This window comes from Nitrospirillum goiasense (assembly GCF_034427435.1).
Lineage (GTDB): Bacteria > Pseudomonadota > Alphaproteobacteria > Azospirillales > Azospirillaceae > Nitrospirillum.
The window spans coordinates 344,006-368,130 of sequence record NZ_JAXQNP010000004.1 but is presented as its reverse complement, the minus strand read 5'-3'; the positions used below and the strand labels follow the sequence as shown (position 1 = coordinate 368,130).

Annotated in this window: 28 protein-coding genes; 23 read left to right on the top strand and 5 right to left on the bottom strand. The window is 70.0% G+C overall.

What is annotated here, in order from left to right; genetic code table 11:
• Positions 1-4: 4 nt before the first annotated feature.
• The 9 genes from ULB03_RS23545 to ULB03_RS23505 all read left to right on the top strand — a co-directional run bounded on the left by ULB03_RS23545 (position 5) and on the right by ULB03_RS23505 (position 7,603).
• The gene (locus tag ULB03_RS23545; protein WP_322485517.1) at positions 5-1,825 is read left to right on the top strand and encodes a sensor histidine kinase; all 1,821 of its coding nucleotides are present in this window, start codon (positions 5-7) and stop codon (positions 1,823-1,825) included.
• A gap of 115 nt (positions 1,826-1,940) precedes the next feature.
• On the top strand, positions 1,941-2,588 hold the full coding sequence (locus ULB03_RS23540) for a thermostable hemolysin (RefSeq protein WP_322485516.1): 648 nt from the start codon (positions 1,941-1,943) through the stop codon (positions 2,586-2,588).
• A complete protein-coding gene (locus ULB03_RS23535; protein WP_322485515.1) occupies positions 2,581-4,152 on the top strand; it encodes an AMP-binding protein in 1,572 nt (523 codons plus the stop codon). The genes ULB03_RS23540 and ULB03_RS23535 overlap by 8 nt, the downstream gene beginning before the upstream one ends.
• Positions 4,149-4,865 carry a TenA family transcriptional regulator gene (locus ULB03_RS23530; protein ID WP_322485514.1) on the top strand — a complete coding sequence of 239 codons (717 nt, stop codon included), beginning with the start codon at positions 4,149-4,151 and terminating at the stop codon, positions 4,863-4,865. The genes ULB03_RS23535 and ULB03_RS23530 overlap by 4 nt, the downstream gene beginning before the upstream one ends.
• Entirely contained in the window at positions 4,855-5,445 is a 591-nt protein-coding gene (locus tag ULB03_RS23525; protein WP_322485513.1) for an SDR family NAD(P)-dependent oxidoreductase, read from the top strand. The genes ULB03_RS23530 and ULB03_RS23525 overlap by 11 nt, the downstream gene beginning before the upstream one ends.
• A 23-nt stretch (positions 5,446-5,468) precedes the next feature.
• Positions 5,469-5,702, top strand: coding sequence for an SDR family oxidoreductase (locus ULB03_RS23520; protein ID WP_322485512.1), 234 nt, complete (start codon positions 5,469-5,471; stop codon positions 5,700-5,702).
• 106 nt (positions 5,703-5,808) lie between these two features.
• A complete protein-coding gene (locus ULB03_RS23515; protein ID WP_322485511.1) occupies positions 5,809-6,450 on the top strand; it encodes a tetratricopeptide repeat protein in 642 nt (213 codons plus the stop codon).
• Positions 6,450-7,163: a class I SAM-dependent methyltransferase gene (locus tag ULB03_RS23510; RefSeq protein WP_322485510.1), complete on the top strand. Its 714-nt coding sequence runs from the start codon at positions 6,450-6,452 to the stop codon at positions 7,161-7,163. Before ULB03_RS23515 ends, ULB03_RS23510 begins: the two co-directional genes overlap by 1 nt.
• Entirely contained in the window at positions 7,160-7,603 is a 444-nt protein-coding gene (locus ULB03_RS23505; protein ID WP_322485509.1) for a DUF2141 domain-containing protein, read from the top strand. Before ULB03_RS23510 ends, ULB03_RS23505 begins: the two co-directional genes overlap by 4 nt.
• 59 nt (positions 7,604-7,662) lie before the next feature.
• Here ULB03_RS23505 and ULB03_RS23500 read toward each other — a convergent pair whose 3' ends face one another.
• Both ULB03_RS23500 and ULB03_RS23495 read right to left on the bottom strand, forming a co-directional pair.
• The gene (locus tag ULB03_RS23500; RefSeq protein WP_322485508.1) at positions 7,663-8,247 is read right to left on the bottom strand and encodes a cytochrome b/b6 domain-containing protein; all 585 of its coding nucleotides are present in this window, start codon (positions 8,245-8,247) and stop codon (positions 7,663-7,665) included.
• A complete protein-coding gene (locus ULB03_RS23495) occupies positions 8,247-8,558 on the bottom strand; it encodes a PepSY domain-containing protein (protein WP_322485507.1) in 312 nt (103 codons plus the stop codon). The genes ULB03_RS23500 and ULB03_RS23495 overlap by 1 nt, the downstream gene beginning before the upstream one ends.
• A 113-nt stretch (positions 8,559-8,671) precedes the next feature.
• On the opposite strand from ULB03_RS23495, the gene ULB03_RS23490 reads away from it, so the two are divergent.
• The 7 genes from ULB03_RS23490 (at position 8,672) to ULB03_RS23460 (ending at position 15,984) form a co-directional block, all read left to right on the top strand.
• Entirely contained in the window at positions 8,672-9,001 is a 330-nt protein-coding gene (locus tag ULB03_RS23490) for a PepSY domain-containing protein (RefSeq protein ID WP_322486231.1), read from the top strand.
• Positions 8,998-9,660 (top strand): response regulator transcription factor, encoded by a 663-nt coding sequence (locus ULB03_RS23485; RefSeq protein WP_322485506.1) that lies wholly within the window; start codon positions 8,998-9,000, stop codon positions 9,658-9,660. The genes ULB03_RS23490 and ULB03_RS23485 overlap by 4 nt, the downstream gene beginning before the upstream one ends.
• Entirely contained in the window at positions 9,657-10,922 is a 1,266-nt protein-coding gene (locus ULB03_RS23480; RefSeq protein WP_322485505.1) for a HAMP domain-containing sensor histidine kinase, read from the top strand. Before ULB03_RS23485 ends, ULB03_RS23480 begins: the two co-directional genes overlap by 4 nt.
• Positions 10,898-11,032 carry an ATP-binding protein gene (locus ULB03_RS23475; protein ID WP_322485504.1) on the top strand — a complete coding sequence of 45 codons (135 nt, stop codon included), beginning with the start codon at positions 10,898-10,900 and terminating at the stop codon, positions 11,030-11,032. Before ULB03_RS23480 ends, ULB03_RS23475 begins: the two co-directional genes overlap by 25 nt.
• A 144-nt stretch (positions 11,033-11,176) precedes the next feature.
• Positions 11,177-12,217: a LacI family DNA-binding transcriptional regulator gene (locus tag ULB03_RS23470; RefSeq protein ID WP_322485503.1), complete on the top strand. Its 1,041-nt coding sequence runs from the start codon at positions 11,177-11,179 to the stop codon at positions 12,215-12,217.
• A gap of 6 nt (positions 12,218-12,223) precedes the next feature.
• Complete coding sequence (locus ULB03_RS23465) at positions 12,224-13,855, top strand: alpha-L-fucosidase (RefSeq protein ID WP_322485502.1); 1,632 nt, start codon at positions 12,224-12,226, stop codon at positions 13,853-13,855.
• A 47-nt stretch (positions 13,856-13,902) separates the two neighbouring features.
• Positions 13,903-15,984, top strand: a complete 2,082-nt coding sequence (locus ULB03_RS23460) for a beta-galactosidase (RefSeq protein ID WP_322485501.1) — start codon at positions 13,903-13,905, stop codon at positions 15,982-15,984.
• A 25-nt stretch (positions 15,985-16,009) separates the two neighbouring features.
• On the opposite strand, the gene ULB03_RS23455 is transcribed toward ULB03_RS23460, so the two are convergent.
• Genes ULB03_RS23455 through madL form a run of 3 tightly spaced genes read right to left on the bottom strand, consistent with a single transcriptional unit; the run spans position 16,010 to position 17,943 of the window.
• On the bottom strand, positions 16,010-16,723 hold the full coding sequence (locus ULB03_RS23455; RefSeq protein WP_322485500.1) for a GntR family transcriptional regulator: 714 nt from the start codon (positions 16,721-16,723) through the stop codon (positions 16,010-16,012).
• Positions 16,724-16,728: 5 nt separating this feature from the next.
• Complete coding sequence (madM, locus tag ULB03_RS23450) at positions 16,729-17,493, bottom strand: malonate transporter subunit MadM (RefSeq protein WP_322485499.1); 765 nt, start codon at positions 17,491-17,493, stop codon at positions 16,729-16,731.
• A gap of 12 nt (positions 17,494-17,505) precedes the next feature.
• A complete protein-coding gene (gene madL, locus ULB03_RS23445) occupies positions 17,506-17,943 on the bottom strand; it encodes a malonate transporter subunit MadL (protein WP_322485498.1) in 438 nt (145 codons plus the stop codon).
• A 171-nt stretch (positions 17,944-18,114) separates the two neighbouring features.
• Here madL and mdcA point away from each other — a divergent pair, with 171 nt between their 5' ends.
• The 7 genes from mdcA to ULB03_RS23410 are packed head-to-tail and all read left to right on the top strand — an operon-like array spanning position 18,115 to position 24,092.
• Positions 18,115-19,761 (top strand): malonate decarboxylase subunit alpha, encoded by a 1,647-nt coding sequence (gene mdcA, locus ULB03_RS23440; protein WP_322485497.1) that lies wholly within the window; start codon positions 18,115-18,117, stop codon positions 19,759-19,761.
• Between the two features lie 12 nt (positions 19,762-19,773).
• Positions 19,774-20,088 carry a malonate decarboxylase acyl carrier protein gene (mdcC, locus tag ULB03_RS23435; protein ID WP_322485496.1) on the top strand — a complete coding sequence of 105 codons (315 nt, stop codon included), beginning with the start codon at positions 19,774-19,776 and terminating at the stop codon, positions 20,086-20,088.
• Positions 20,085-21,002, top strand: a complete 918-nt coding sequence (locus ULB03_RS23430) for a biotin-independent malonate decarboxylase subunit beta (protein WP_322485495.1) — start codon at positions 20,085-20,087, stop codon at positions 21,000-21,002. Before mdcC ends, ULB03_RS23430 begins: the two co-directional genes overlap by 4 nt.
• Positions 20,989-21,711: a biotin-independent malonate decarboxylase subunit gamma gene (locus ULB03_RS23425; protein ID WP_322485494.1), complete on the top strand. Its 723-nt coding sequence runs from the start codon at positions 20,989-20,991 to the stop codon at positions 21,709-21,711. The genes ULB03_RS23430 and ULB03_RS23425 overlap by 14 nt, the downstream gene beginning before the upstream one ends.
• Positions 21,704-22,330, top strand: a complete 627-nt coding sequence (gene mdcG / locus ULB03_RS23420; protein ID WP_322485493.1) for a malonate decarboxylase holo-[acyl-carrier-protein] synthase — start codon at positions 21,704-21,706, stop codon at positions 22,328-22,330. Before ULB03_RS23425 ends, mdcG begins: the two co-directional genes overlap by 8 nt.
• Positions 22,327-23,175: a triphosphoribosyl-dephospho-CoA synthase MdcB gene (gene mdcB / locus ULB03_RS23415; RefSeq protein ID WP_322485492.1), complete on the top strand. Its 849-nt coding sequence runs from the start codon at positions 22,327-22,329 to the stop codon at positions 23,173-23,175. The genes mdcG and mdcB overlap by 4 nt, the downstream gene beginning before the upstream one ends.
• On the top strand, positions 23,172-24,092 hold the full coding sequence (locus tag ULB03_RS23410) for an ACP S-malonyltransferase (RefSeq protein WP_322485491.1): 921 nt from the start codon (positions 23,172-23,174) through the stop codon (positions 24,090-24,092). The genes mdcB and ULB03_RS23410 overlap by 4 nt, the downstream gene beginning before the upstream one ends.
• The last annotated feature ends 33 nt before the right edge of the window (positions 24,093-24,125 follow it).

The window sequence follows — 24,125 nt, the reverse complement described above, 5'->3', positions numbered from 1 at the left end:
GCCCATGAAGGCCATCATCGGCAGTTCCATCGGCCGCAAGATCGTCAGCGCCCTTCTGGCCATCTACCTGCTGACCTATGGCCTGACGGCGGCGGTGGTCTATACCGGCGTGCGGCGGTCGCTGCTGGACACGGCGGCGGACAACCTGGCCCAGGTGGCCGACCTGAAATACCAGCGCCTGTGCAACCGCATGGACGAACTGGCGACCGACCTGACGGCCTGGGCGCAGTTGGAGGTCATGAACGACCTGGTGTCCGGCGACGTCGACCGCCGCATCGGCACGACGCTGGAGGCGTTGCAGCGCCTCTACGGGCTGAGCGGGGGCATCTATGCCTTCGACGCGGCGGGGGCGCTGATCGCCGACGCCGATGGCGTGGAGGGCACTCCCCCGCCGGGCACGCGGTTGCCGGCGGGCTGGAGCGTGACGGCGCGCGGCGCCACCTTCCTGGACAAGCACAGGAACCCGCTGGGGGCCGGCAACATCGTCGCCCTGGCCATTCCGGTCTTCGGCACCTTCGCCCCCGACTATCGCGTGGGAACGCTGGTCATCGCCCTGCCGTGGAACGCCATCGAAACCCTGCTGAACGGGGTGGAGTCACGCACCACCCTGGTGCGCCTGGCGCCCCGTCCCGCCGTGCTCTCCACCGCCGCCGAGCCCACCGGCGACGCCGGGAACCGCATCGTCGGCCGGTCCCTGCCCCGGGACGGACTGCTGCGGTCCTGGCAGGTGGTCGTATCCCAACCGGCATCGACGGTGACGCGTTCACTGCGCCAGGTGGCGCTGGAACTGGCCCTGCTGGGCCTGCTGCTGGCCGCCCCCATCGTCGCCTTCGTCCGCTGGACCGGCCGCCGGCTGACGGCACCCATCATGGACCTGACCCAGGCGGTGCGCGCCATCGCCGAGACCGACCGCCTGGACATCCAGGTGCCCGTGACCAGCCGGGACGAGCTGGGCTTCCTCGCCCGCTCCTTCAACCAGATGACCGCCGGCCTGCGCAACGCGCGGGAGGAGCGCGACCGCAGCATGCGCGACCTGGAACACCTGAACCTGACGCTGGAAGGCAAGGTGGCGGACCGGACGGCGGAGCTGGAGGCGGCGATCACCGCCCAGCGCCGGCTGATCAGCGACATTTCCCATGAGATCAAATCGCCCCTGGCGCGGCTGAGCATGGCCCTGGGCCTGGCCCGCCGCCAGGTCGAGCCCCAGGCCCCCCGCCATTTCGACCGGATGGAGCAGGAGATCACGGCCATCGCCGCCCTGGCCTCGGAACTTCTGACCCTGGCGCGGCTGGAGGGCGCGGCCGGCGCCCTGCAACGGGCGCCGGTGGACCTGCCGGGCCTGTTGCGCACCATCATCGCCGACGCCGCCTATGAACGGCCGGACCGGCAGGGGGACATGACGCTGACCGTGGCGCCGGGCCTGCCCCAGGACGGGGTCTTCCCCGGCAACGCCGACCTGTTGCGCCGCGCCATCGAAAACGTCATCCGCAACGCCCTATTCTACACCACGGCGGGCGTGCCGGTGGCGGTGACCCTGGACGCCATGCCGGCCGGCCTGCGCCTGGCGGTCGCGGACAAGGGGCCCGGCGTGCCGGCGGACGCCATCGCGCAATTGTTCGATCCCTTCTACCGCGCGGACCCGGCGCGGGCCCGCGACACCGGCGGCACGGGCATCGGCCTCACCATCTGCAAGCGGGTGGTTGAGGTGCACGGCGGCACGGTCACGGCGGCCCACAACGTCCCCCATGGCCTGGTGGTGGAAATGACGCTGCCGATCCTGCCGGAAACGCCGCAGGACCGGCACGCGGCAACGCCGCAGGACTGAAGGAAACTGGGGGGCAAGTCCACACAACTCCATGAGGGCCCGCCCTAGGATGGTTCCCGCGTCACCGCCCTGGCGGCGGTTGAGGCGCGGTTCCCCCAGCGAAGGCGCGTGCTCCATGACAGCGGCAACCCTGCCCGCCCCCTATCATGAGTCCCAATACGGCCGCCATCACGACCAGTGGCCGTCCCCAACGGCGGCGACCGCCTTTCCCGAGGTGGTGAGCCTGCCCACCGGCCATTCCCTGCGGCCGGCGGTGGAACAGTTGGTGCGGGACATCTACGCCCGGACCTATGGCGCCCGCATCACCCGTTTCCCCCGCCTGATGATGGCCGCCCTGGACAGCGCCGGGGAGCCGGCCTGCGCCGCCGGTGTGCGCACCACCGCCGACGGCTTTTTCTCCGAAGCCTACCTGGACCAACCGGTGGAGCGCGTGCTGGGCCACCACACCGGGCGCCATGTGCACCGGGCACGGGTGTTCGAGATCACCACCCTGGTCAGCCGGCGCCCCAGCCTGTCGGCGGGCTTCTTCCACAGCATGGCGCTGCGTGGTGCTGTGGAGGGCTATGACTGGTGCTTCTTCACCGCCACGGCCCGCCTGCGGCTGCTGTTGCAGCGGTTGCACCCGCCCCTGCTGCTCCTGGCCCAGGCCGACCCCGCGCGCCAGGCCGATGCCGCCGCCTGGGGCCGGTACTACGACAGCGCGCCCACCGTGTGCGCCGCCGACGATTGGCCCATCCTGGCCCCGGAGTGGCGCGATGCTTGATCTTCTGCGCGCCTTGCGGCGGCACGCCGCCGTCACGCCCCACCGGCCGGCGATCACGGACGGGATCACCACGCTGGATTACGCCGGCCTGGCCGCCCGGGTGACTGGCGCGGCGCAGGCCCTGAGGACGCTGGAGGGCCAGGGCGGCCCCTGTGTGATCGGCATCCTGGGCGGCAACGGCGTGGACTGGGTGGTGGCCCAGTTGGCGATCTGGCAGGCGGGCCACACCGCCGTGCCCCTGCCCCCGTTCTTCTCGTCCGCGCAATGGCGGCACATCGCCGCCGACGCCGGCATGACCCACATCGTCCATACGCCGGACGCTGACGCCGCATCCGCCGCAGCGCTGGGCCTGCCGCTGCACCCCGTCCCCAGGACAACAGCGTCCGCCGCCGCCCTGGACCACGCCGCCAGCGCACGCCAGATCATCTACACCTCCGGCAGCACCGGCACGCCCAAGGGCGTCCTGCTGGAAGCAAGGCAACTGGGGTGGAGCACCACGGCCCTGGCCCAGGCCATCGGCGCCCGCACGGACGACCATTACGTCAGCCTGTTGCCGCTGGCCCTGTTGCTGGAGACGCTTTGCGCCGTGACCATCCCGCTCTCCGCCGGGGCGCGGGTCACCCTGGTGCCCGATCTGGCCGCCCGCATCGGCGGCCCGCTGGCGCCGGGACTGGCGGCCACCATCGCCGATCTGGCGCCCACCTGCCTGATGCTGGTGCCGCAACTGCTGGCGGCCTGGGTCATGGACCTGGAGCGTCGGGGCGACGCCGTGCCCGCGCAATTGCGGTACGTGGCGGTTGGCGGCGCCGCCGTGCCACCGGCGCTGGCGCAGCGGGCCTGGGCGCTGGGCATACCCGTGCATGAAGGCTATGGCCTGTCGGAATGCTGCTCCGTCGTGGCCTTGAACCGTCCGGGGGAGCGCCGCGCGGGCACCGTGGGCCGGCCGTTACCGGGCCTGCGGGTGACCATCGACCAGGGCGAGATCGTGGTGGCCGGCCCCCCGGTGATGTCGGGATATGTGGGCCAGCCCCGCCTGCCGTCCGGGACAGCGGAAGCGTCCGAATGGCGGACCGGCGACCTGGGCGGTTTCGATGACGACGGCAACCTGATCATCCACGGGCGCCGCGATGCGCTGATCGTGACGCCCTGGGGCCGCAACATCAGCCCGGAATGGGTGGAGGCGCACTTCCTGGGCGATCCCCGCCTGTCCCACTGCCTGCTGAGCGACGCCGGGCCACAGGGCGGACCAGAGTGCGGACCAGAGGGGCTGGCGCTGCTGCTGGTTCCCGCCCCGGCGGCGGAGGCCTGGTTCAGGGCCGCCAGTGAGACGGCGATCGCCAGCCTGGTGACGAGCGCCGCCGCCGGCCTGCCCGGCTATGCCCGGCCGCGCCGGCACCATGTGGCCTTCGCCCGCGACATGGCGGCGCTGGGCCTGTTCACCGCCAACGGCCGGCTGCGTCGCCGCGAAACGGCGGCGGCCTACCGCCCCCATCTTCACCCGCCCACCGCCGCCCCGGCGCCCACCATCGACGTCCCATCCCCCCTGCTGACGGAGGCCCCGTGACCGACGCCCCCCAAACCGCGCATCCCCAGACCGCCTACCAGCAACTGCTGGCCGAGACCGCCCAGGCGCGCGGCGCCTTTCTGTCCATTCCCGTCCTGAGCATGGCGATGGACGGGGCCGTGCCCCTGCCCCTGTACCGCGATTTCCTGGGCCAGGCCTATCACCATGTCCGCCACACCTGCCGCCTGCTGGCGCTGGCGGCCGCCCGCACCGATGACGACACCTACCGGGATGCCCTGTTCGCGTACATCAACGAGGAACAGGGGCATGAACGCTGGATCCTGGACGACATCGCCGCCCTGGGTGGCGATGCCGGACGGGTGGCCGCCTCGCCACCCGGCCACGCCTGCCGCGCCCTGCTGGCCTTCGCCTATGACGCGATCGACCGCGTCAGCCCCTATGCCCTGCTGGGCATGGTCCATGTGCTGGAGGGCATGTCCACGCTGCTGGCCTCCCGGGCGGCGGATGCCCTGCGGCGGGCCTACCAGTCCGACGCCGAGGGGACGGGGTTCCGCTACCTCACCTCCCACGGCGCCCTGGATGAGGAGCATGTCGTCTTTTTCCAGCGGCTGGTGGACAGCCTGCACGCGCCCGACGCGCTGCCGGTCATCATCGACGCGGCCAACATGGTCTATCGCCTGTACGGCGACATCTTCCGGGACCTGAGCCGGGGGCTGAATAACGATCAGGGGAGCGTCAGCCATGCCGCGTGACGCCGGGCATCGCGGCCAAACCGCGCTGATCACCGGCGCCGGCGGCGGCATCGGGCGGGCCCTGGCGGTCGCGGCGTCGGAACGGGGGCTGGGGGTGGTCCTGGTCGGCCGCCGGCGCCCGCACCTGGAGGCCACCCGGGCGCTGCTGCGGCCGGGCAGCCCCTGCCTGGTCGTGCCGGCCGACGTGACCGTGGCCCAGGATCGCCTGGCCCTGAAACAGGCCATCGAGGCGCAGGTGGGCCGGCTGGACTTCCTGGTGAACAACGCCGGCACGCTGTGGGCGGGGCCCCTGTCCACCATGGACGACCAGGCCCTGTCGTCCCTGGTGGCGACCAACCTGACGGCGCCCATGGCGCTGATCCGGGACCTGCTGCCGCTGCTGTCCGCCGCCGGTGGGCGGGTGGTGAACATCGGATCCCTGCTGGGGGACATCCCCTATCCCCTGTTCGCCGCCTATTGCGCCACCAAGCATGGCCTGCGCGGCCTGTCCGACGCCCTGCGCCGGGAGTTGCGGGGACAGGGCGTCGGCGTCACCTATGCCGCCCCCGGGGCGCCAACACCCCGGGAACGGAAGCGCTGAAACCGCTGCTGGCATTGCTGGACATGCCCGCCGATCCGCCGGCGGATATCGCCCGCTGGGTGTGGGACGCGGCCCTCGCCGGGGCCGACACCGCCTATCCACGAGGTGCTGAGCGGCTTTTCGTCCTGCTGCAGCGTCTTTTCCCGAAACTGGTCGACGCCGCCGTCCGCCATCAACTGCGGCGCCTTCGGCTGGACGCGCCATCGGTTGGCCAAGCCTTCGACCGCCAACCTGTCGACCAGCACCCCCAATTTTGAGGTTCCGCCCCATGACACGGTCCGTTCCCGCCCCGCCGCGCCGGCTCGCCCTTCTCCTGGCCCTGTCGCTGACTGGCACCCCGGCCGCCTGGGCGGCCAGCCCCCTTTGGCCGACACCCTGCCCGTCGCCCAAAGCGGCGCCGCCGACGCCACCGCCCCAGCCATGATGACGGCGCTGGCCGCCGTCGAGCGCGACTGGTCCCACATCACGTTCGAGATGACGGACCGCGACGCCCGCACCCAGGCCATGACCGCCCTGGTGGCGCGGACGGCCCAACTGACCGCCGACTATCCCGGACATGCCGAGCCGCTGATCTGGCAGGCCCTGGCCATCAGCAGCCAGGCCGGCCTGCAGGGCGGGCTGGGGGCGCTGCCCCTGGCCCGGCAGGCGCGTACCCTGCTGGAAACGGCGGGCCGCCTGGATTACCGCGCCGTCAGCGGGGCCGTGCCCACCAGCCTGGGCTCCCTCTATTACAAGGTTCCGGGATTCCCCTTGGGCTTCGGTGACGATGACAAGGCGCGGCGGTATCTGGAGGAAGGGCTGGCCATCAATCCCGACGGCCTGGACGCCAACTATTTCTACGGCGACTTCCTGGTCGAACAGGGGGAGTACCGCAAGGCGGCGGAGGTGCTGACCCACGCCCTGGCGGCTCCGCCAACGCCGGAGCGTCCGGTGTGGGATACCGGCCGCCGGGCGGAAATCCGCGCCCTGCTGGCCCGGGTGCAGCAGAAGCTGGCGGCCGGGTGATGGACGCGCCCGCACCGCCCGGCGCGATCCATCGGTTCCACCCCTGGTGGCACGGCCTGGGCCGCCAACTACGCCACCCCACCGGCCTGTGGGGGCACCTGTTGGGCCGGCTGATGAACCGCGTGAACGCGGCACCCAACCGGGCGGCCATCAGCGCCCTGGCACCCCGGCCGGGCGACACCCTCCTGGAATTGGGCTTCGGCCCCGGTCACGGGTTGGCCCTGGCGGTGTCCGCCGTCGGCACCGCCGGCATGGTGCATGGCGTCGACCAATCGGCCGTCATGCTGCGGCAGGCTGGCCGACTCAACCGCCAGGCACTGGCGGCTGGACGCCTTCACCTGCATCTGGGCCGCTTCGACGCCCTGCCACTGGCCGCCGCGTCGGTCGATGGCATCCTGGCGGTGAACGTGGCCTATTTCTGGCGGGAGCCCGCGCGGGTCCTGGGCGAAGTGCGGCGCGTGCTGCGCCCCGGCGGACGCCTGGTCGTCTATGTCACCGACGCGGCCACCATGCGGCGCTGGCCCTTCGCGCTGACCGGCACCCACCGCCTGTTCACGGCCATCGACCTGATGGACATGCTGGTGGAGGGCGGCTTTCCCGCCAACGGGGTCAGCGTCGCCCCCCTTTCCCTGGGCCATGGCATGACCGGCCTGATCGCCATCGCCGCCACCCTTGGCCCCTTTTCCCCAGCCGTCATGGAGCCCCATCGGTGACCTTGAACAAGCATGCCATCGCCACCTTCCTCGGCACCCTTTCCCTTGGAACGCTTTTCGGCTACGCGGCGGCGGCCGCCGGCGACCTGACCGTCACCGTCGACGGTATCCAGCCCGGCCCCGGCGCCGTGCGCGTCGTGCTTTATGACAAGGCTGACGGCTTCCGTCATGAGGACAAGGCGGCGGCGGTGCAGAGCATCCCCGCCACCCAAGCCAGCGTGACCGCCGCGTTCCTGGACCTGCCGCCTGGCCAATACGCGGTGATCGCCTATCATGACGCCAACGGGAACGGGAAATTGGACCTGACGCTGGGCATGTTTCCCAGCGAAGGATGGGGCCTGTCGCTGGATCCCACCGTGCTGGGTCCGCCCCGCTTCGGCGCCAGCGCCTTCGATGTTGGCGCCGAGCCGGTCTTTCAAACCGTCAAGCTGCACTACTGATCCCACGGCAATGAAGCCCCTTCCCACACAAGGAAGGGGCTTCATCAAGGCGGCGGGCTTCAGGCCCGCTTGCGGCCGGTGACCATGGCTTTCACCAGGTTTTCCCGGTGCAGCAGGCTGGACAGGATCACACCGCCGACGTGCAGGATCACCAGGATGAGGGTCACCGTCGCCGCGGCGCCGTGGACCTCCTCCATCGCGTCCTCTCCCAGAATGCCACCGCCCGTATCCAGGACGATACCGGTGGCCACGGTCAGGAGCAGGCTGGCCAGGAGCGCCACGATCATGGCGCCCCCCGCCGGGTTATGGCCCACATACCGGGCCGCCCGCCCCTTCACCAGGGCGCCCATGTAGGACAGGAAGCCCCCGGGACTGGGCACGAAGTCGGCGAACCGGGCATGCGGGGTGCCGATAAGGCCCCACAGGGATCGCAACCCGACCGCCACCAGGATCACGAAACCCGCGGCCTCATGCAGCGGCATGATCTCTTCGGCCGACAACCAGGCGATGGCGAAGGAGGCGGCGATGGTCCAATGAAGAAGGCGGATGGCCGGATCCCATACCCTTATCGTGCCGGTGGGTGCTGGGGCGTCGGGAGAAACGGCGCCCATAGGGGCGCCGTTGGAGGGGATGGACGTGGGCATCAGTCCTCATCCTTTTCCGTCTTCAGGATATCGCCGGTGCGGGCATCGACGGCCAGTTCGACGCGCTTGCCCTGGGGGTCGCGGGCCTCGACCTTGTAGTTCTTGTTACGGTGCCGCTTGATTTCGCTGATATCGGAATAGCCCTGGGCGGCCAGGCGCTCCATCACCTGCGGGATGGTCAGGGCGTTCGCGTCCGTCACCTGCCCCGGCTGAGCCTGGCCGGCGGGCGCGGTCTCGACGGCCAGCGCGTAGGTGCCGATGCCGAGGGAACCCGCCAGCAGGACCGCGGCGGCGATTTTGCCATACATCATGGTGTTCTCCGTATTGGGATTGGATGGTGGCATCATCTTGGCGGGCTGCCATTGAACGCAGCCTGAACGGCGTGTTCAGCCTGCGTTCAGGAAAGGGACGGTCAACTGTGCCGATGAGATGGATCGCCGCCCTTTTTCTGCCCATGCTGGCCACGCTGGCCGTGCCCGCCGCACTGGCGGACACGGACCAGGATCAGGACCGCGCGCGCGCCGCCGTGGAACAGGGGCGCGCGCTACCCCTGCGCACCATCCTGGACCGCGCGGCGGAGCGCTTCCCCGGACAGCTTCTGGAGGCGGAATTGGAGGAGGAGCACGGCCGACTGGTCTATGAGATCAAGCTGCTGATGGACGGCGGGCGTGTTGTGAAGCTGCATTACGACGCCCGCACCGGCGATCTGCTCGCAGTCAAGGAACGCGGGGCGGAGAAGGATCGCAGGCCATGAGGATACTGCTTGCCGAGGATGACGCGGCCCTGCGCCGCCAACTGGCCGAGGCGCTGGCGGATGCCGGTTACGCCATCGACCTGGCCCCTGACGGCGATGAGGCCGCCTTCCTGGGGGAGAGCGAACCTTATGACGTCGTGGTGCTGGATCTGGGATTGCCGGTGCGCGACGGCCTGTCCGTCCTGCGCGCCTGGCGGGCGGCGGGCATCACGGTGCCGGTGCTGATCCTCACCGCGCGGGGCACCTGGCAGGAGAAGGTGGAGGGCATTGACGCCGGCGCCGACGACTACCTGGCCAAGCCGTTCCGGATGGAGGAGTTGCTGGCCCGCGTGCGCGCCCTGATCCGCCGGGCCGGCGGACTGGCGGCGGCGGAGCTGCGCTGCGGCCCCGTGGCGCTGGACACCCGCACCGGCCGGGTAACGGTGGATGGCCGCCCCATCGCGCTGACGGCGCATGAGTTCAAGGTGCTGTCCTACCTGATGCATCACCCGGGCAAGGTCGTTTCCCGCACCGAGCTGACGGAGCATGTCTACGCGCAGGATTTCGACCGCGACAGCAACACCATCGAGGTGTTCGTCGGCCGGCTGCGCCGCAAGCTGGGCAGCGACCTCATCCGGACGGAACGGGGCCTGGGGTACCGCCTGGAGGCGGCCCAGTGACACGCTCATCGCTGACGCCCTCTTCCCTGGCCTCCTCCTCCCTGACCCGCCGCCTTTTCCTGCTGGCGATCCTCTGGATCGCCCCGGCGCTCATCATCACCGGCATCATCCTGACCGACCTGTTCCGCACCCATGCCGAGGCGGAGCTGAGCCGGCGCATGGCCCAGCACCTGGATGAGCTGGCGGCGGTGCTGGAGGTGACACCGGACGGCGCCGTGGTCCTGGCCCGGGACCTGAGCGATCCCCGGTTCCGCCGCCCGCTGTCGGGGCTGTATTGGCGGGTGGACGGCCCGGGGGACCGGACCTTACGCTCGCGGTCGCTCTGGGACCAGGCGCTGGACCTGCCGGCCGATACCCCCAAGGATGGCGAGGTTCATCGCCACACGCTGACAGGGCCGAACCACGCCCCGCTGGTGGCGTGGGAGCGCAGCCTGCACCTGCCGGGCGCGGTGGCGCCGGTGCGCGCCGCCGTGATCGCCGACGCCAGCGACGTCCAGGCCGCGACGGCGGGCTTTTCCCGGGCCTTGGGCCTGTCTCTCGCGGTCCTGGCCGCCGGTCTGCTGGCGGCGGTGGCCGTGCAGGTGCGACTGGGCCTGGGCCCCCTGCGCCGGATGCGGGGAGCCTTGGCCGACCTGCGCGCTGGGCGCTCCAACCGCCTGGAAGGCGCCTTCCCTGGCGAGGTCCAGCCCGTGGTGGACGACCTCAACCTCCTGATGGAGGAGAACCGCGCCATGGTGGAGCGGGCACGGGCGCAGGCGGCCGACTTGGCGCATGCGCTGAAAACCCCGCTGGCCGTCATCGCCAACGCCGCAGCCGCGCCGGGCGGCATGGACCCGGCGGTGGTGGCGGCCGAGGCGGACCGCATGCGCCACCAGATCGAACGCCATCTGGCCCGGGCAAGGGCCGCGCCGACCCTGCTTCATTCCCAGGGCGGAACGGTTGTCCTACCGGTGCTGCGACAGATCGCCCGCACCGTGGCGCGCCTGCATACCGAGCGCGGGGTCGATATCCAGGTCGATGGCGATGCGCGGGCACGGGTGCGCGCCGACCCGGTGGACCTGCAGGAAATGGCCGGCAACCTGATCGACAACGCCGCCCAATGGTGTACGGCATTGGTCCGGGTGACGGCCGTCGTGGCCGATGGCGGGGTCGTCATCACCGTCCAGGATGATGGCCCCGGCATTCCGGCCGACAGGCGGTCGGACGTCCTGGCCCGGGGGGGCGGCTGGACGAGGCCGTGCCGGGGTCCGGCCTGGGCCTGACGATAACCGAGGAGCTGGCCCGCCTTCACGGCGGCAGTCTCAGCCTGGATACCTCCCCGACCGGCGGGCTCAGCGTCTCGCTCCACCTGCCGCCGGCGTCGGCCCGCTAATTCCACCGACGAATGATTTCGTTTGGCCGCGACGCGGTCGCTTGCCGTTAATGGGCTTTATCGTTAAAGTTAACGTTAACTATGACCGCGACGGCCCTTGCAGGCTGCCGCGTGAAACAACGAACGCGCACGCGCTGGGGAAACATGGCCGCCCGGATGAAGGACATCGCGCTGGATTTGGGGCTGTCGGTGGTCACCGTTTCCAAGGCCCTGCGCAACCACCCCGACATCGGCGAGGCCACGCGCCGCCGGGTTTTGCAGCGGGTGGCGGAACTGGGCTACCAGCCCAACCTGACGGCCCGGTCGCTGGTCACGGGGCAGACATGGACCATCGGCCTGATCGTCCCCGACCTGCTCCACCCCTTCTTCGCGGGCATCGCCAAGGCCATCTCCAGCGACATCCGGCCCCATGGATATGGTCTGCTGATCTCCTCCTCCGATGAGGATGGGGAGGTGGAGCGGCAGCAGATCCGGCATCTGATGGCGCGCCAGGTGGATGTGATCGTGCTGGCCTCCACCCAGGCGACGGCGGACGGCCTGCGCGACATGGCGGGGCGGACGCCCCACATCTTGCTGGACCGGCGGTTCGCGGACACCGACGCGCACTTTGTCGGCAACGATAACCAGGCGGTGGGCGCGCTGGCCACCCGGCACCTGATCGCGCAAGGATGCCGCCGCATCGCGCATTTGCGCGGGCCCGCGGTCAGCACGGCGGCCGGGCGCTTGGCCGGCTATCATCAGGCGCTGGCCGAGCATGGACTGCCCCCCGCACCGGACCATGTGGTCGACCTGGGCCCATCGGGCGACCATCGGGGGGAGGAGGCCGGCTACGCCGCCGCGCGGCGCTTGCTGGCGATGTCCCCCCGGCCCGATGGCCTGTTCTGCTACAACGACCCCTCCGCCCTGGGCGCCATGCGCGCGGTGCTGGAGATGGGGCTGAGCGTCCCCGGCGACATCGCCATCATCGGCTGCGGCAACCTTTCCTATGCCGACTTCCTGCGCATCCCCCTGTCATCCATCGACCAGGGCGCCGAGGCCATAGGCCGGCGCGTGGCCGACTTGGCCGTCAGCCTGGCCAGCGGTCGGAATCCACCGGGCCGGAACCTGACAGGACCCCACCACGTCGACTTCATTCCGCCGCGCCTGGTGGCGCGCGCCTCAACCCTTCGCTTCAAAGAGGAATAGCAGCCCATGGTCAGCCTGACGCGCCGCGATCTCGTCCGTTACGGCGGGGCGGTTTCCGCCCTCTCGCTATCCGCCGGTTCGTGGCCCGCCGGGGCGGCCCCCACGCCGGGGAATGCGGCCGCCGGGCCGTTCCAGCCGACCTGGGAATCCCTGGCCGCCGGGTACAAGGCGCCCACCTGGTTCCGGGACGCCAAGTTCGGGATCTGGGCCCATTGGGGACCGCAGTGCGCCCCGGAATATGGCGACTGGTACGCCCGCCGGATGTACATCCAGGGGGAGTCGGTCTATCAGCACCATGTCGAGACCTATGGCCATCCCACGCAATTCGGTTTCATGGAATTGATCAACCGCTGGAAGGCGGAGCGGTGGGACCCCGAGGAATTGACCAAGCTCTACAAGGCGGCGGGCGCCAAGTACCTGGTGTCCATGGCCTGCCATCACGACAACTTCGATAATTTCGACTCCCGCCACCACGCCTGGAACGCCACGCGGGTGGGCCCGGGCAAGGACATCGTGGGGGGCTGGGCCGCCGCCGCGCGCAAGCACGGCCTGCGCTTCGGTGTCAGCAACCACGCGAGCCATGCCTGGCACTGGTATCAGACGGCCTATGGCTATGACGCCACCGGCACGCTGGCGGGGCAGCGCTACGACGCCTTCCGCCTGACCAAGGCCGATGGTGCCGGAAAGTGGTGGCAGGGGCTGGATCCCCAGGACCTGTACACCGGGCGCAACATGGTGATCCCCGACGGCATCACCGACCTGGCGGCCATGAACGCCTGGCATGAGGCGCACGACCGCATTTGGAACGAGTCCGTGCCGCCCAACAACCGCGCCTTCGCCGAAACCTGGCTGAAGCGGTGCCAGGACCTGATGGACCGCTATCAGCCGGACCTGGTCTATTTCGACGACACCGGCCTGCCCCTGGGCGAGTACGGCCTGCGCGCCACCGCCCATTACTACAATCAGAGCGTGGCCCGGAAGGGCGCCGTCGATGTGGTCGTGAACTGCAAGGAACTGACCGACCTGCAGCGCCGCGCCGTGGTGGCGGACATCGAGCGGGGGTTCGCCGACCACATCGTCGCCGAGCCCTGGCAGACCGACACCTGCCTGGGCGATTGGCACTACAGCCGCCCCCTCTATGAACGCAAGGGCTACCTCAACGCCCTGCAGGTGGTGCAGCGGCTGGTGGACGTGGTCAGCAAGAACGGCTGCCTGCTGCTGAACGTCCCGGTGCGCAGCGACGGCACCATCGATGAGCTGGAGCGCGGCATCCTGCAAGAGCTGGTCGGCTGGATGGCGGCGAACAGCGAAGGCATTTTCGACTCCCGCCCCTGGAACACCTATGGCGAGGGGCCGACGGAGGTGGCGGCCGGCCAGTTCAACGAGGCGAAGCTGCGTCCCTTCACGGCGGAAGACATCCGCTTCACCGTGAAGGGCGACACCCTTTACGCCTACGCCCAGGAATGGCCGGCCGGGAAAAGCCTGACCATCCGGACCTTGACGCCGGCCACCCGCCCCGTCCAGCGGGTCGACCTGCTGGGCGGCGGCCCCCTGGAGTTCAAGCAGGCCGATGACGGCGTCACCGTCACCCTGCCGGACCGGCGGCCGACCTTCACCCCCGCGTTCCGCATCCGATAAGCGCCGACCGGGCGCAAGGGCGTCACAACAGATCGTGTGAGACGGATATGACATCGCGTTTTCTAGGGCGCCCGGTGCTGCGCGCCCTACTGGCCACCGTGCTGTGCACCGTGTCCATGGGCATGGCCGACGCGCGGGAGGCCAAAACCCCGGCGGGGACTCCGGCCGGCTGGCCGGGACCCGGCCAATTGTTCGTCGGCACTTGCTATCAGCCGATCGACCGCACCCCGGCGCAGATCGACCAGGACATCGCCATCATGAAGCGCGCGGGCTTCACCGTGGTGCGCATGGGCGACCTGTCGTGGGATTCGTTCGAGCCCGCGCAGGGGAAATTCACCTTCGACTGGTTCGATGCCGTCCTGGACAAGATGCAGGCGGCGGGCATCCGGGTGATCCTGGACATTCCAGGCACGCCCGCCCCCATCTGGCTGCACCGCGCCCACCCCGGCGTCGACATCGTCAACCAGGCGGGGGCGCGGTTGCCGCCGGCGGAACGCTACATGGACAACATCAGCGATCCGGATTATGGGCGCGAGGCCGGCCTTCTGGCGGAGGCGCTGAGCAAACGCTACGCCCACCATCCAGCCATCATCGCCATCGGATACGACAATGAGATCGGCAACGGCTTCATGTCCTATTCCGAAGCCGACCGCCAGCGCTTCATCACCTGGCTGCGCGCCAAGTACGGCACCATCGACGCCCTGAACAAGGCTTGGGCGACACAGCGCTGGTCACGCCGCCTCAATGATTTCGACGATGTCGACCTGCCCCTGGCCGATGGTCCCGGCCCGGCGGAACGATACCTCGACCTGCACCGCTATTGGTCCGACGTCACGGTCGACCGGCTGCGCGAGTTGGACACCATCCGCCGGCGCGCCATGCCGGATCTACCCAGCATCTCCAACCTCTGGGACTATGCCCCCCGGCGCGGTTTCGATTATCTCTCCACCTACAAATCCTATGTCTCCTATGGCGCGGAGGGGTTCTATCCGGCCGACCCCGTCAGCGGGGCGTTCAACGCCCTGATGACCAAGGGCGACCTGCCCACCCCGATCTGGTTCAATGAGTTCACCGCCGGCGGCGGCGGCGATTACGGCACGCCCGGCCGCAGCCGGATGTACGCCTATCTCGGGCTGCTGCTGGGGGCGCAGGGCATTCTGGCCTGGACGTTCAACAGCCACCTGGGCGGGGAGGAGCAGGCCCTGTTCGGCCTGGTCGACCATGACGGCACGCCTTCGTGGAAGGTGGACGAATTCGGCCGCATCGCCACGGAATTCAAGGAACTCGCCCGCTACGGCTTCCCCCGCCACACGCATCCCGAGGTGGCCATCGCCTATTCCTTCGAATCCGCCATCGCTTCCCATCCCAACGGGCCGTCCAGCACCACGCGGCAGTATTTCCAGGGGAGCTATGGCGACATGGTGCAGGGGGCGTTCGAGCCGCTGTTCCGCGCCAACATCGACACCGCCATCATCAACATCGGGCACGACACGCTGGCCCCCTACAAGCTGGTGGTCATCCCCGCCGATTACCTGATGGACGCCGCCAGCGCCAAGGCCATCCGGGAGTATGTCCAGAACGGCGGCACGGCACTGATGACCGGCTATTCGGCCAAGGTGGACGAACACGCGCAATGGTTCGACACGCCCTTGCCCGGCCGGCTGTCCGACGTGTTCGGGCTGAAGACCAGCGCCTTCTATGGGTCGGAAGCGCCGTTGGCGTACAGCCTGGGCGCGTCATCGACAACGACCACCACCCATTATTACGAGGTGCTGGCGCCGACGACGGCGACAGTGCTGGCGACCTTCGACAACACGCCGGACCATACTCCCGCGGTCACCATCAACAAGTTCGGCAAGGGCACGGCCCTGTACCTGGCGACGGAGCCGGCCCCCTCCGCCATCGCGCCGATCTTGCGCCGCGCCTATGATCTGGCGGGTGTGCAGCCGGGGCCGCAGACGCCGGAGGGCGTCTACGCCCGCGTGGTGGACGGGCGGACCTTGTACGTCAACACCACCCGGGAAACGCAGCGCATCCCCATCCAGGGGACCACAACCGGCCTGCTCAGCCATCGGCGCCATGAAGGCACGCTGGTCCTCGGGCCCCAGGAGGCCGAACTCTTGCCCTGAACGGCGTGGGAACCCGGGGGTCGCCTCATCGCCCGCCGGGGTCGGAGGGCGCTTGGCCGCCATGTTCGCCGATATATTGTTCCAGCGCCGTGGCGGCGTTCAGCATATGGGCGCGCATGCGGCGGGCGGCGGTCTCCCCGTCCCCTTCCGCGATGGCGACCATGACGCTGTCATGCTCCTCGCGGGAATGCGCCAAACGGTCCCCTTGGCGCAGCTGGGTGCGGCGGAACGCGTTCAGGCGCGTGCGCACCGCCATGGCCTGTTCGGCCATGAAGCTGTTGTGGGTCGCGCGGTAGAGCGTTTCATGGAAATCCCGGTTGAAGGCGTCATAGGCGTCGACGTCGCCGCGCTCCACCATCTCACGCGATTCCCGGTGCAGTCGCATGAGGCGGCTGCGTTCCAGCGGCGTCATGCGGTGCGTGGCCAGGCGTACGCACATGGCCTCGATCTCCGCCATGGCCTCGAACATGTCCATGATGCGCTCGGGCGTCAGCCGGGTGACGACCACACCCCGCCGGGGCCGCACCTCGACAAGGCCGCTGACGGCAAGCTGGCGCAGCGCCTCACGCACCGGCGTGCGGGAGGCGCCGAACCGATCTGCCAGGTCCTGTTCGTCCAGCTGCATGCCGGCCGGCAGATCCCCACGGGCGATCTCATCGGTCAGCGCGTCGCGGATCCGGTCGGAGAGCAGCGTCCGCTCCTCGGGGATGTCTTCCGCCAGATCCACGATAGCGCTCATGATGATCAGCCCCCCACTATCGCCCGTACGATAAGATAAAGAATGGACGGGGCGACAAGGCAACCCAGACCGGTGTGAAAGGTGGCCGTCAGGGCGCCATAGGGCACGAGACGGCGGTCGGTGGCGGCCAGTCCGCCGGAAACGCCGCTGACCGTGCCCATGAGGCCGCCAAAGACCATCGCGCTGCGGGGATTGTCCAGGCCGATCAGCTTGGCGACCACGGGCGTCCCGATCATGACCAGCACCGCCTTGAAAACCCCGGTGGCGATGGACAGGGCCATGACGGCCGAACTGGCCCCCAGGGCGGCCCCGGTCACCGGGCCGACGATATAGGTGACGGCGCCGGCACCGATGGTGGTGATGGAAACGGCGTCCGTGTAGCCGAAGGCCACCGCCGCCAGCGAACCGACGATGAAGGGCAGGATCGTTCCCAGGGCCAAGGCCAGCGCGCCGATGGCCCCGGCCTTGCGCGCCTGGACGACATCCACCTCGAACGCGGTGGCCACGATGGCGAAGTCACGCAGCATGGCCCCGCCCAGCAGGCCGACGCCAGCGAAGATCGGGATATCCACCACCCCCTTGGTCCCACCGGTCCACAAACCGGCGGCGAAGGCGGCGGCCAGCCCGATGACGATGGCGATGGCCGAGCCATGAACCCGGCCGAACAGCAGATGCTTCGAAATCGCGTTCGACAGCCACATCACCAAACCGACGATGGCGAACGCGGTCAACAAGGCGTTGGCGGACAGGGCGTGTGTCAGCATTTCCATGGCGGCCCCCCCTCAAACGGCGCGCTTGCCGGGGGACGTCGCGTCCCCCTGGGCCTGGGCTTGGGCCTTGGCCTCGATCTCATCCATCGTCTCGCCCTTCTTGCCCAGGCGGCTGATGATGGCGACGGTGGCGAAGCACAGCAGCACGGCGGCGATGCCGGCGATCAACACCAGCGGTCCGCTGCGGGCGGCGACCAGGACGTTCTGTTGGGCGGCCATGGCCACCACGATGGGGATGTAAAGGGCGCCCCAGAACTCCACGCCGAATTTCACACCGGGGGTCAGCAGGCCGCGACGGGCCATCCAGAGCCGGGCCGCGATCAGCAGCAACATGGCGATGCCCACACCGCCGACATTGGCCTTCACGCCCAGCAGCGACCCCAGCAGATCGCCCAGGAAGGTTCCCAGCAAGGTGCAAATGGCCAGCAAGGCCACACCGGAAATGGTCATGGGCACCCTCCCCGCCCCGCCGTCCCACCAAAACGCGAAGTCGCCATCATATCCCTCCCTTGCATGCAGACTCTCCCGGTCCGCAGCATTCAAAATACACTGTATTGATTTTTCCGCAATTGTGGATACGCTGAACGCGAAAAATCCCACTTGCGCATACGAAGGTCGATCATGCGGGACTGGAACACCAAGGGCCGGGACAGGCAGGCGCGGCTGGACGCGGGCCGGCACTTCGCCACCGGCAAGATCGTCACCGCGCAGGACCTTGTCGCCTTTCTGGAGGCGGTCCTGCGCCCCGGCGACCGGGTCTGCCTGGAAGGTGACAACCAGAAGCAGGCCGACCTGCTGGCCAAGGCGCTGGCCAAGGCGGACCCCGCCAAAATCCATGACCTGCACATGGTGCAGTCAGGCGTCGTCCTGCCGGAACACCTGGACATCTTCGAAACCGGCATCGCCCGGCGGCTGGACTTCTCCTACTCGGGCCCGCAATCGGCGCGCATCGCCCGCATGATGTTCGGCGGCCAGATCGAGCTGGGGGCGGTGCATACCTATCTGGAACTGTTCGCCCGCTATTTCATCGACCTGACGCCGCAGGTGGCGCTGATCGCCGCCGTCAGCGCCGACAAGGACGGCAACCTCTATACCGGCCCCAACACGGAGGACACGCCCACCGTCGTGGAGGCGACCAGCTTCGGCAAGGGCCTGGTCATCGCCCAGGTGGGCGAGATCGTCGACAAGGTGCCGCGGGTGGACATCCCCGCCGACCAAGTGCATTTCGTCGTGAACGCCCAGCGCCCATTTTATGTGGAGCCGCTGTTCACCCGCGACCCGGCCGCCATCACCGAAACCCAGATCCTGACGGCGATGCTGGCCATCAAGGGCTTGTACGCCCCCTATGGCGTGCGCCGCCTGAACCACGGCATCGGCTTCAACACCGCCGCCATCGAACTGCTGTTGCCGACCTTCGGCGAACGGCTGGGCCTCAAGGGCAAAGTCTGCACCCATTGGGCGCTGAACCCCCACCCCACCCTGATCCCCGCGATCGAAAGCGGATGGGTCGAGCAAATCCACTGCTTCGGTTCCGAAGTGGGCATGGAAGACTACATGCGGGCCCGGCCGGACATCTTCTTCACCGGCCCCGACGGCTCGCTGCGTTCCAACCGCGCCTTCTGCCAGACCGCCGGCCTGTACGCCTGCGACATGTTCATCGGCTCCACCCTGCAAATCGACTTGGCCGGCAACAGCTCCACAGTCACCGGCGGCCGCGTCGCCGGCTTCGGCGGGGCGCCTAACATGGGGTCGGACGCGCGGGGCCGCCGCCATCCCAGCGCCCCCTGGCTGCGCGCCGGTGAGGAGGCGGACCCCGACGGCACGCCCGTCCTGCGGCGCGGCCGCAAGTTGGTCGTGCAGATCGGGGAAACCTTCGGCGACGGCAACACGCCCATGTTCGTGGAGCGCCTGGGCGCCCTGGACCTGGCCGACAAGCTGCACCTGGATCTGGCGCCGGTCATGGTCTACGGCGACGACGTCACCCACATCGTGACCGAGGAAGGCATCGCCAACCTGCTGCTGTGCCGTGACAAGGACGAGCGGGAGCAGGCCATCCGGGGCGTCGCCGGCTATACCGAGGTGGGGCGCGCCCGCGACCGCACGATGGTGGAACGGCTGCGCGAGCGCAAAGTCATCCAGCGGCCCGAAGATCTGGGCATCGATCCCCTGGATGCCGACCGCGGCCTGCTGGTCGCCCACTCCATCAAGGACCTGATGATCGCCTCGGGCGGGCTGTACCGGCCGCCCAGCCGTTTCCGCAATTGGTAAGGCCGCGCCCCCATGGAAAACCTGCGCTATGAATTGAGCACGACCAAGCCCGCCGGCGGAACGCGCGCCACGGCCCTGGTCGGCGTCGTCGCCTCCGGCAACCTCGAAGTGCTGCTGGAACGGGGGGAGGCGGCCGACCGCTGCGTCATCGACATCGCCACCCCGGCCCATGGCTTCGCCGACCTCTGGCAGGCGGTGACGGCTGACTTCGCCGCCCGATCCGCCGCTGGCGGCCTGCGCATCACCATCAACGACGGGGGCGCCCGGCCGGACACGGTGGCGCTGCGGCTGGCCCAGGGTGTGCGCCTGATGGAGAAACCGGAATGACGAGCCCCTCCCCCGCCAATCCCCACCGCAGTTGGTACGAGGAGTCCGCCCGGGGCCGCCTGTCCCACCTGCTGGACGCCGGCAGCTTCAGCGAATTCCTCGGGCCCCAGCGCCGGGAACTGAGCCCGCATCTGGCCCTGTTCAACCTGCCCCGCCAATTCGATGACGGCATCGTCGTCGGCGCCGGCGCGCTGGCGGGCAGGCCCGTCCTGGTGGCGGCCCAGGAGGGGCGCTTCATGGGCGGTGCTATTGGCGAGGTGCATGGCGCCAAGCTGACCGGCCTGTTGCATGCCGCCCGCCAGATGAAGCGGGACGTGGTCATCCTGTTCGACACCGGCGGGGTGCGCCTGCAGGAGGCCAACGCCGGTGAGCTGGCCATTTCCGAGATCATCCGCGCCACCGTGCAGGCGCGGGCGGCGGGTGTGCGCGTGATCGGGCTGCTGGGCGGACGCGCCGGGTGCTACGGCGGCGGCAGCCTGATCGCCGGCTGCTGCTCCGCGCTGGTCATTTCCGAACAGGGGCGACTGTCCGTCTCGGGACCCGAGGTCATCGAGACCAACAAGGGCGTGGAGGAGTTCGACTCCAAGGACCGGGCGCTGGTCTGGCGCACGATGGGGGGCAAGCACCGCTACCTCATCGGCGGTGTCGACCTGTTCGTGGCCGACGATGTCGCCGCCTTCCGTGCCGGCGCCCTGGCGGCGCTGGACCGTCCCGCCACGCTGGACCAGGCCGTGCTGGCGGCGGAACAGGCGCGGCTGGAGCGCCGCCTGGCCCGCTTTGGCGACGCCGCCGACGGGACGGAGGTGTGGGCGCGGCTGGGCATCAACCAACCCACCGATGTGCCCGACATGGACCTGGACGCCTTTCTGACCATCGCCAACCGCCAACGGGAGGGTGCCGATGCAGCCCGCTGAAATCCTCACCTCGCTGTTCCCCGCCGGCCACCAGGTGACCGAGGAGGCCGGCCTTCTGGCCGGTAGCGGCCAGGTTGACGGGCAGACGACGGTGGATGTCGTCGGCATCACCGGCAAAACCTATCCCGGCGTGGACGAGGCCCTGACCCTAGCCGGCCGCATCCTGGCCATCGCCGCGCGGCCTGACCCGGCGCCGCTGCTGTTCCTGGTTGATTCCGGCAGCCAGAGGATGAGCCGCCGCGATGAATTGATGGGGCTCAGCGAGACGCTGGCCCATCTCGCGAAGGCGTTGTGGCAGGCGGAGCGGGCAGGCCACCGGACCATCGGCCTGCTGTACGGCGGCAGTGCCGCCGGCGCTTTCATCGCCACCGCCCTGGCCTGTGGGGAACTGGTGGCCCTGCCCGGCGCCTGGCCCGAGGTCATGGACCTGCCCTCCATGGCGCGGGTGACCAAGCTGTCGGTCGACGTGCTGAAGGAAAAGGCGGCCACCACGCCGGTCTTTGCGCCCGGCCTGGACAACTTGTTCGCCACCGGCGCCATCGCGGAAATCTGGGATCCGGCCCAGCCGCTGAGCGAGCAGTTGAAGGCCGTGCTCGCCCGACCCGCGGCGGGGGATGACCGGGCGCGGTGGGGATTGGACCGGGGCGGCCGGCAGAAGGCCGCCACCATCGCGCAGGAAGTGGAACGACTGGCGCTGGCCCATGGCTGACCCCGCCACCGCCCGACGCCACGACCTGGCCTACCTCACCCCCGCCGCCTGGCGCGGTCATGTGGCGGGGCTTGAGGACGCGGTGCTGGACTGGGCGGACTTTGGCCGGCCGGCCATCTTCCGGCGGCGGCTGTGCGGCGACCCGGCCGGGGCCATCCCCCTGGGCCTGCCGCTGCCGCCGGGCATGGGCCGAAAGCGCCTGGCCCTGTCCTGCCCGCCGGACGCGATCCGCTGGGTGGCGCCACCGCCCCTTCTGCGCGACGCCCGCGCGGCGGCACCGGATACTTGGCAGGCGGTCATCGACGCCTTGCTGTCCCGGGAAGCGGCCTGGCGCTGCTTCGGCAGCCTGGCGTGGCAGCATTTGACCGGGCTGCCCTATCTGACAGCCACGTCAGACCTGGATCTTGTGATCTCCTGCCCGACACAGGCGGATGCCGCCCGGCTGACGACCGCGCTGGCCGAGATCGCGGCCGAGGCGCCGATGCGCCTGGATGCCGAGCTGCTGTCCCCCACCGGCGCCGGCGTGCAGTGGCGCGAGTGGCTGTCGGACGCGCCGGACCTGCTGGTCAAGACGGCGGACGCGACAGCGCTGCTCCCACGGGAAAGCGTGTTTCCATGACCTCCCTTCCCCAGACACGGACGCCATACATTCGGGGAACGGATCCCCGCTGGATCGGGCGGCAGGCGGCCCAAGCCTTGATCCTGGAGGTGGAAACCTGGCCCAAGCCCGGCCTGGTCAGCCACATCGACACCGGCGCGCACCGCGACATGGACGCCGACCTGCTGCGCCTCAGCGCCTGGACGCTGGAGCCCTACTTCACCGCCTTGGCGGAGGCCGGCGCCGCCGATGCCGGCATGGACCGGCTGCGCCAAATCGGGATGGAGGCGGAACGGGCGATGCGCAAGGCCACGGGCGGGGTGAACACCCACCGCGGCGCCATCTTCGGGCTGGGCTTGTTGTCGGCGGCGGCGGGCCTGGCCATGTCCCGCCCCTGGCAGGGGTCCCTGGGTGCCATGATCGCCCAGCGCTGGGGCGCCGAGATCACCGCCACGCCGCAGGAAACCGACAGCCATGGCGGCGTGGTGGCGCGCCGGTATCGCGTGGGCGGCGCCCGGGAAGAGGCCGCCGCCGGTATGCCCGCCGTTTATGACGTCGCCCGCCCCGCCTTGGCCGAAGGGCGCCGCTTGGCGCCGGACAATGAGGAAGCGGCCCGCGTGCACGCCTGCATGGCGCTGATCGGGGCCGTGGACGACAGCAACCTGCTGTATCGGGGCGGGACCGAGGGCTTGGCGTTCGCCCGTGACGCCGCGCGCGGCTTCCTGCGCGACGGCGGCGTGGGGCACCCACGCTGGCGCTGGCAGGCCAAGGCGGTGCATCAGGATTTCGTCGCCCGCAACCTCAGCCCGGGGGGATGCGCCGACCTGCTGGCCATGGCGCTGTTCACGGAAATGGTGGAAGCATGACCCTGGCGCTGCTCTGCTCCGGCCAGGGCCGGCAGGATCGCGCCACCTTCGATGCGCTGGCGGAGGTGCCGGCCGCCCAGGCGGTCTTCACGGCCGCCGCCGCTGTCCTGGGCGCGCATCCCGTTGAGTTCTGCCGAACGGCGCCCGACGACGCCCTGCATGCCAACCGGCAGGGGCAGATCCTGTGCGTGACCCGCGCCCTGGCCACCGCCACGGCACTGTTCCCCGAGGGCGCGCCGGCAGACACCCTGGTGGCGGGCTACAGCGTCGGCGAAATGGCGGCCTGGGGCGTCGCCGAAGTATGGAGCGCCGCCGACACCCTGGCCCTGGTCGACCAGCGGGCGCGCGCCATGGACGCCGCCGGCGGGCCGGATGATCAACTGGCCTATGTGCGCGGCCTGCCCCGCGCCATTGTCGAAGACCTCGCCCGGCGCTTCGATTGCGCCATCGCCATCGTGAACCCCGACCAATTGTTCGTCGTCGGCGGATCACGGCCGGCGACGGAGGCGTTCTGCGCCGCGGCCTTGGACCAAGGGGCGGCGCGGGCCGCCCCCATGGCGGTGCGCGTGGCCTCCCACACCCCTCGCCTGGCCGGGGCGGTGGCGCCGTTCGCCGCCGCTTTGACCGCGATGCCGGCGGCGCGCCCCGCCCTCGGCCTTATGACAGCCAGCGGCGCCCGGCGGGTCGTCAACCCCAGCCAAGCCCTGGCAGGTCTGGCCGCCCAGGTGGCGGAAACCATCGCCTGGGCGGATGTGCTGGATGCCCTGGGCGAACGGGGCGTGACCACGGTGCTGGAACTGGGACCCGGCCGCGCCCTGGCCGACATGGCCGGGGCCGTCCTGCCCAACGCCGATGTGCGGGCGGTGGATGACTTCCGCACCATCAGCGGCGTACAGGCTTGGCTGGCCACCCGCTAGGGGCGGCCAGCGCATTCGTGCTCAGAACGGACC